General features: G+C 67.8%; 2 protein-coding genes and 1 pseudogene. 2 read left to right on the top strand and 1 reads right to left on the bottom strand.

Annotated features, from left to right (window positions below; translation table 11 throughout):
• Positions 1 to 598: site-specific integrase (locus AB0E98_RS33775; RefSeq protein ID WP_361710320.1), on the bottom strand; the 598-nt coding region annotated here is incomplete at its 3' end.
• 3 nt (positions 599 to 601) lie between these two features.
• Between AB0E98_RS33775 and AB0E98_RS33770 the strand changes: the two genes are divergently transcribed.
• A complete protein-coding gene (locus tag AB0E98_RS33770) occupies positions 602 to 940 on the top strand; it encodes a head decoration protein (protein ID WP_199825870.1) in 339 nt (112 codons plus the stop codon).
• 14 nt (positions 941 to 954) lie between these two features.
• Positions 955 to 1,290, top strand: a pseudogene (locus AB0E98_RS33765) (major capsid protein E); the annotation flags it as partial.

The raw sequence follows: 1,290 nt of genomic DNA, 5'->3' as shown, positions 1-1,290 counted from the left end.
CACTGACGGTCCAGACGCCATCCTGGTTGCGCGTTGCGTCGGCGTAGACGACGGCCATGCCGTCGCTGAAGAGCTTCCGGGGAAGGGCGAGCGGCCTCAGCACGTCGTACGAGACGCTTCGCGGGATCACGGAGGTCATGGATTCCGCCTCACGTCGTGCGAGTTCGGGGAGGACGCTGGTGTAGGTGTCCGAGGTGATCTGGCGCGAGCTGTGCCCGAGCCGCTCCTGGACCACCTTGATGTCGTTGCCCTGGAGCAGCGACAGGCTGGCAGAGATGTGCCGGAGATCATGAAGCCGGACCGGGGGTAGGCCGGACAGCTCCACGAGGCGCTTGAAGCGTCGACTCACCCAGTCGGGATGAAGCGGCTCGCCGTTCTCGTGCGTGAAGAACCGGTCTGACTCGACCCAGGCTTCTGCGGCGGACCACTCCTCGCGCGCCTTGGCCCGCTTGGCTCGCCCCTGCCCCAGGACCTCGGCCGACTCCTCGCTCAGGTTCAGAGTCCGGACACTGTCGGCCTTGGGCGCTTCGCCGTACAGCCGGTAGGCCACCTCCACGATCTGGGCGGAGATGCGTAGCCAGAGATCGGCGAGGTTCACCTCGTGCCTCGGCAGAGCGCACATCTCGCCTCCCTGTTCAGCGAGGGCAAGCACTACGTGTGCGGCGACGGATGCGACCCGTACGGCCGGGTGCTCTCCGGCGTGCCGGTTGGCAGGGTCGCGGAGTCCGGCCTGTACGGCCCGTACGAACCCGAGGCGCACTGCGGCCGCCAGATCCTGCGCGGCTTCGTGATCGCCGAGGCCCCGTTCGCTCCGGGGCAGACCCGCGTTCCGGCCGCTCTGCTGTGGCACGGCGCGGTGAAGGCGTCGAAGGTGCCGGGCGGCATCGATGTGTCCCAGCTCCTGTGGCACCCGCGTGCCGCGCAGATCCGCTTCGTCTGAGCGGGGGCTGAACTGTGACGATTCAGAACCTGCTCAAGGACGTCTCGGTCATGGACCTGACGGCGTTCGCCAGGGCGATCCCGTCCCCGAAGGACTTCCTCCTCACCCAGACCATCTTCCCGACCGTGGAGATGCGCGAGGTGAAGTGGCGTACGAAGGACTCAGGCCGGTACGTCAACGTCGCTAAGTACCGCGCGTTCAACGCGAGCGTCCCGTTCGCGACCCGTGAGGCGTGGCAGACCTCCCGCGAGGGCGCGCTGCCCGCGCTGGGGCAAAAGCTCGTCGTCTCCGAGCAGGAGCAGATCCTGCTGGAGGCGTCGCACGGCTCAGACCAGGACCGCCTGATCGAG

This window comes from Streptomyces sp. NPDC037389, from assembly GCF_040636475.1.
Classification (GTDB): Bacteria; Actinomycetota; Actinomycetes; order Streptomycetales; family Streptomycetaceae; genus Streptomyces; species Streptomyces hesseae.
Note: the sequence above shows the minus strand (reverse complement) of the source record. Positions and strands in the feature narration are given on the sequence as shown.